The organism is Belliella marina (assembly GCF_042682445.1).
GTDB classification, from domain to species: domain Bacteria; phylum Bacteroidota; class Bacteroidia; order Cytophagales; family Cyclobacteriaceae; genus Belliella; species Belliella marina.
The window spans coordinates 1-5,935 of the sequence record NZ_JBHUHR010000014.1; the positions used below are offsets into that span (position 1 = coordinate 1).

Genomic DNA, 5,935 nt, shown 5'->3' on the forward strand with positions numbered 1-5,935 from the left:
TAAAATCGGCCTTGCTGAGAGACTAGTAATTTACAAAAAATCTTGCCACGATGCTCTCAAACGTTAGCTTACGAAATCAACTTTTTTAAAGTAGGGGGAATTGCAAGTAACGGTTTTCTCTCCGCAACTTATGCGTATAGCATGCCATACGCATAAGTGTTGCTGATATTTCTTAATTATTTCCAAACCTACCTATTCCCCTTCACAAAAAAAATACCAACTACTTGGTGTTTTTCACTGAAAAAACTTTTTATTTTCAACTCTAACCGCCTGATGCGGGCGGGACGACGGAGATCCGGGCTTGCCTCCCGATTACAGGACGGCTTGTCTCACTTTATGGGAGGATTTCCTCCTTTTTTGGGAGGCCGGCGGTGGCCTGTAGCGTGGATAGGATATCTCCGTCTTGATTTTTTGGTTACTTTTTGCATCAAGGCAAAAAGTAAGAACAACGTCACTGGGAACTGGGCTACAAATTAGTCTAGCATAACTGACTATAACCGACTGCATAATAAGAGCTTCCGCAATGAGCGGAACAGGCTGTATGAAATGCCCAAGCATTCGTAAGTACAAATAAAAATAAACCCAACATGAACAATCGAGAGGTTCACAGCCTGTCCCGATTACGGGAGTTCTGTGAGAGGTTTAGGGGTGGGATTCCCCTTTACCAACTGTGCGTTCGTGCCTTTTCAATTTTATTCTATTGTCTATTTTGATTAAGGGCTTCAATATAAAAGTCAATTTGCTCTACATTGCCATTTGCGGTTTGATAGGCTCTACACAGGTCTGTTCTTGAATTATTGTCACCTACAATAATGTTTGTGACTTTTATCTTGTTTACGAGCATTTCCCAACATGGCTTGAAAGTCTTTCTCCCTTCCCAGTACAATCTTGCCATTTGTCGTAGAGTATTTTCGTTATTAAGAAATTCATTCATTATTTCTGTCCAATTCATATCCCCACGATGATAGCAGGTAGTATCTTCAAGCGATTCAACTTTATATATTTTACTGTTTGACATTCTACAACAGAACCGTATAGCATCTGATAACTCGGCAAAAATGTAAAGTCCAGTTTTTCTATCTGCTCCTTGTTTACCATCTGGAAGTTCCTCCAATAAGATTTTTTCTAATATTTGCTTGCCTTCACCAAAATCTTCGGAGTCTTGGCATGAAATTTCCTGAGGTTTTATTATGTCAGAAGTCGCAAAATTTCTTTTATCTACTCTAAACATTGAGATTTTTTTGGAGTTCTTATTAATCTGTCCATATTTCAAAACCATAATGTATTATACCAGCAGTTCTATATGGTGCAACTGTCTGCCTTTCTTCTGGTAATTCTTCTCCATCTTGTTCTACAATTCGAGCCAAAAAATAATAGTCTCCAGTTCGTTCGACATGGTAAATTGACTCATGTTGGAAGTTGCCGTCAAGAATCACTTGCCTTAGTCTACTTCCTATTTCTAATTGGTCAGCATTCTGCAATGGTTGCCACATAATATTCAGTTTTGTTTTTGCATTTTGACTAACGCAAACAAAATTCCTCAATTTGAGCTGATTTCAAGGTTTAGATCCTCATTAGTCAGACCCAATTTATCGATTTGTTCTTTAACTCTATTAATTTAACTCCAATTCTGATCACTACAATAACTCTATCTCTCCCAATAAGGAAAGGTTGCTAATCTATGCTTTCCTACTACCTCAAATCACAACCTACAATCCAGTGAACCGCCGTATACGAGACCCGTACGTACGGTGGTGTGAGAGCCTCAACCTGAGCCAAATGGCTCAGGTCGGGCTACTCGATTGGGCACAGTTTTTATTTTCCTTCTCAATTTATTTTTCTAACTTTTTAATATACTTTTCAATATCAAGATAAACATCATATATAATTTTTGCAGCTTTAGAAGCTGTTTTATTTTTCATTTTTCCAAAATTTTCATCTAGTATATATCCTTCTCTTCCAGAAAGCCTTGTTAATATTTTGGTTATTGATTCTACTTTTGTTCTAACACTTTCTGGATAATCATTTAATTGAATAGTCCAAATAGTGTAATAAGCTATTTTAACTCGAGAACGAGCATCTTTTTCTCCCGTAATTAATATTTCTACTGCGTCCTTATATTTTCCTTGTATATAATAAATATAGTTTAAAGGTGATTTCATAATTATTTCAATTCAGTTCCTCTAATTGGTCTCGGTGAAACCGCTCCAAAATCACTCACATAACGAGTAGTTCGAGTTCTCAATATTGATTTCGGATTTGCTCTAATTCCCATTCTAGCAGCTTCTATTCCGGGAATCGAAAGAAAAGAACTTATAACCAACCTACCATCATAATCTTTAGATGCTTTACATCTAGTTATAGCTACGTAAAAAAGCCTTCTTGCTTCTTGATTTGCCAAAGCAATAATATTTACATCATCTGTGTCAGGTAAAAAAGGAATTAATGGATCAATCATTGAAGTTAGAATAACAAGTTTTGCACTTAATCCTTTTGAGGAATGCAAGCTCATAATTCTTATATGGTCAATATCATCAGGTATTTGTGGTAAAGCAATTGTTGTTAATAACAAATCCATTACTTCTTTAAACCACTCTTGAAAATTTTCAATATTTTCAAGTTTTTCAATTCCGATTTCTTCAATCACCGACCTATATACTTGGTCTAATTCATAGAATTCATCTTCGTCATCAGGTGTTTTTACAAAGAAATTAGAAAGAGCATTTTCAGGTTCTGTAATAATAGTTTTCCTCAAATGAGGAATGTCTTCCAATACCTTTCGATAAGTAGCAATTATAGATCTCAAATGTGTTTCAGGAAGGTCTCCTAAAAGTATTAAGTCAAGAACTTCCTTAATTGATTTTTTTTGTGCTTCAGCGATAATTTTTAAACGAGCATATTGGTTCTTTCTATAATCTGGTGAATCAAAACCTAATAAGAACCTTAAAGAAATTTTATCGTCAGGATTTGCGATGAAATTCATTAAAGAAAATGCACGTTGTACGTTTGGTTTTTCAATTATTGCTTCTCGGAAATATGATTTTACAGGAATACCTTTATTTAAAATCCTATTTCGTAGGCGATATCCAATTTTCCTTCTTGGTGTCAAGATTAGAATATCTTTAGGTTCAATAATTCCTTTTTTCAATTCTTTAGCTATAAAATCAGATAATCCTATAATTTCAGAATCAAAATCTGTCCATTGCACAATATTTACTTCACCTTCAGGATTTCCCTCAAAATGATTAAGATTACCTAAAGTTCTATTTGGATTTTTTGATATTAATTCTGAAGCCATTTTTGTTACTAGAGTTGGACATCTTCTACAAACATCAAATGGAACATCATAATAGTCTCCAAATAATGTTTCAACTTCTTGTATACCTTGAGGATGAGCGAATTTAAATCCATAAATGGATTGGTCATCATCACCTACAATTACAAGATTAGACTCACCTCTTATTAATCGTATAAATTCTTGCTCACTTTTGTTTAAATCTTGAAACTCATCAACTAGAATATAATCGTATTTTTCAATGTGTTCGGTTGCAGGATTGTTTCTTAAATAATCAATAACAATTGGAATTACTTCTCCAACTAAAATTCCACTATGAAAGTCAAACCAATTAATTAAGTCTGTTTTAAAATTTTCATCATTTGGGGATTGGACGAAACCTGCATCATCTTGTTGTAATCTAGCCCAACCTGCAAGGTAACTATCAAGTAGTTGTTTTTTGTCTTTGACTCCACCAAATTCTTCTCTGTCAATATCTCTTAATATTGGTAGTTGTTCGTGTTCAATTACCATTCTTGGATATCTTCCAGTTTGCTCTAAAACACCTTCCTGCATTAAAATTCGAAGAGCGTGACTGTGGACGGTTCTGGAATGAACTTGTTCAGCCCCTTTAACACCTAAAGATGAAATTTCAGTTTTTAAATCTTGAGCGGCTGTTCGAGTAAATGTTATTGCTAAAATTTTTTCTGGATTTACATTTTGTTCTAAAAGCCTTAAAATTCTCTTTTTTATTGCAAAGCTTTTGCCTGAACCAGGACCTGCAACAGCTCTAATTGTCGCAGCATCACTTGCTGCAAGATTGTATGCTGGTGAACCTTCTTCTATTTCGTTATTCCAAGTCATATTTAATTTTCGAGGTTTTTTTCAAATTGTGCCCAACAGTTTGCTCTCCGCAACTTATGCTTATATATCTTAATTATCTCCAAACATAACCATTCCTACCTTAACATAAAATACCAACTACAGGGTATTTTTCACTGGAAAAACTTTTTATTTTCAATATAAACCGCCTGATGCGGGCGGGAACGAATTTCGAGCGAGCCGGCGGTGGCGATAGCGGGGGAGCATTCGAAATTCTTGATCTTTTTGTTACTTTTTTGATCAAGCAAAAAAGTAAGAACAACGTCACTGGGAACTGGGCTACAAATTAGTCTAATAAAATGGACTATCCGACTGCATAATAAGAGCCGTATGAATCGAGAGATTCACGTACGGTTCTGTGAGAGGGTTAGGGGTGGGATTCCCCTTTACCTACTCGACTAGCCACTGGGCTTTTTAGTAGTCGTGTCTGCTATATAATTCAACTTTTGCTCCCCAACGAATGAAAGTTTTTATAACAGCTTGTACTTCTAATTCGTCAGTTAGAATTTCGATTTCTTTTCCTTCTGGAGTTAGTTTGTAATAGTAATCAGCCTGTTCAGCATCGTGTTCGTTGAAACTACTAAAATTGTGTTTACTAAATAAATCCATTAACTCTTGGGAAAAGTAAGTGTTCCCGCCATCAGATTTATCTTCGACATCAATTAAGTCGTTAAAAAAATTCGCTGCCTTTTGTGCATCTTCTTCTGTTTTAAATTTTCCGATGATTCTTAGTTTTGCTGAATGTTCCCCAGCAAATGATTTCCATACTTTCATATTATATTGATTTGATTAAAATAATTTTCAATTTTGTTTACATTCTTAATTTCAATTCCTTTTTTGTCGTAAGAATTGTTTTTTAATTGATTATCAGCTGAAATATGAGAAAAAAGAAATTCCTTGGAGTTAGAAATTTCAAGAGTTTTTGACTTTATAAAATCAGCAGCTTCGTGTGTTACTAATAACTCAATTTCATTATCATATTTTTCAATTACTTTATCTAATTCTAACCAATCATTTTCGGTTAATTGAAAAACTCCATCGTGATGTTCAGGGATTATTAAAATATTTTCTGATGAAATACTAATTGCTAATTCAATTACTTTTTCCAATTCCATAATACCATTTTTACTAACAACACAGTTTATCCCAAATGGGATTTTGCCTTTAACAAACTCTATTTTTGTTATTAAATCAGATAATTTTTTACCTCTTATTTCTGAATATCTTGGTTCAACCCCATCAATTGAAAAACGAACCATTGAAACATTACCGATTAGCCGTTCGACAAATTCTTTTGTCATCTTATGTCCGTGAGTTGTAAAACTTATTCCCAAAGAAGTATTATTCCAAATCCAGTTACATAATTCAGTGAAATTTGGATATAAAGTTGGTTCACCACCACCAAAAGTTAATTCAAGAACTCCAATTTCATCAAGTTTTTTTGAAAGTCTTTTGAGATTTTCAAAGCTTAATGTTTCTTTGTTTTTCGGAGCATAGCAAAAATGACATTTTAAGTCACATATATTTGTTAATGCAATACTAACTATTCGCGGTGAGTTTGAAATTTCATTTTTATCTAGAACAACTTCGTCCATTAAAATATGAATACCTGATTTTCTTTCAAAGTAATGAAGTCCGCTTATTTCTTTTCTTAATTTCATTTCATCTCTTTTGCCTTCTGACTAACGTAAACAAAATCCCTCAATTTGAGCTGATTTCGAGGCCTAAATCCTCATTAGTCAGACCGAATTTATCGATTTGTTTTTTTATTCTCTTAAC

General features: G+C 34.0%; 6 protein-coding genes. All 6 read right to left on the reverse strand.

All coding sequences use genetic code 11. From position 1 onward, the window contains the following. Positions 1–697: 697 nt before the first annotated feature. A complete protein-coding gene (locus ACFSKL_RS04215) occupies positions 698–1,231 on the reverse strand; it encodes a hypothetical protein (RefSeq protein WP_376883772.1) in 534 nt (177 codons plus the stop codon). 22 nt (positions 1,232–1,253) lie between these two features. Then, a complete protein-coding gene (locus ACFSKL_RS04220; RefSeq protein ID WP_376883773.1) occupies positions 1,254–1,493 on the reverse strand; it encodes a hypothetical protein in 240 nt (79 codons plus the stop codon). Between the two features lie 339 nt (positions 1,494–1,832). Continuing rightward, on the reverse strand, positions 1,833–2,162 hold the full coding sequence (locus ACFSKL_RS04225) for a hypothetical protein (protein WP_376883775.1): 330 nt from the start codon (positions 2,160–2,162) through the stop codon (positions 1,833–1,835). Between the two features lie 2 nt (positions 2,163–2,164). Then, positions 2,165–4,138, reverse strand: a complete 1,974-nt coding sequence (locus ACFSKL_RS04230) for a UvrD-helicase domain-containing protein (RefSeq protein WP_376883777.1) — start codon at positions 4,136–4,138, stop codon at positions 2,165–2,167. Between the two features lie 432 nt (positions 4,139–4,570). Beyond that, a complete protein-coding gene (locus tag ACFSKL_RS04235) occupies positions 4,571–4,930 on the reverse strand; it encodes a DUF6375 family protein (RefSeq protein WP_376883778.1) in 360 nt (119 codons plus the stop codon). Next, on the reverse strand, positions 4,927–5,817 hold the full coding sequence (locus tag ACFSKL_RS04240) for a radical SAM protein (RefSeq protein WP_376883780.1): 891 nt from the start codon (positions 5,815–5,817) through the stop codon (positions 4,927–4,929). Before ACFSKL_RS04240 ends, ACFSKL_RS04235 begins: the two co-directional genes overlap by 4 nt. Positions 5,818–5,935 lie beyond the last annotated feature (118 nt).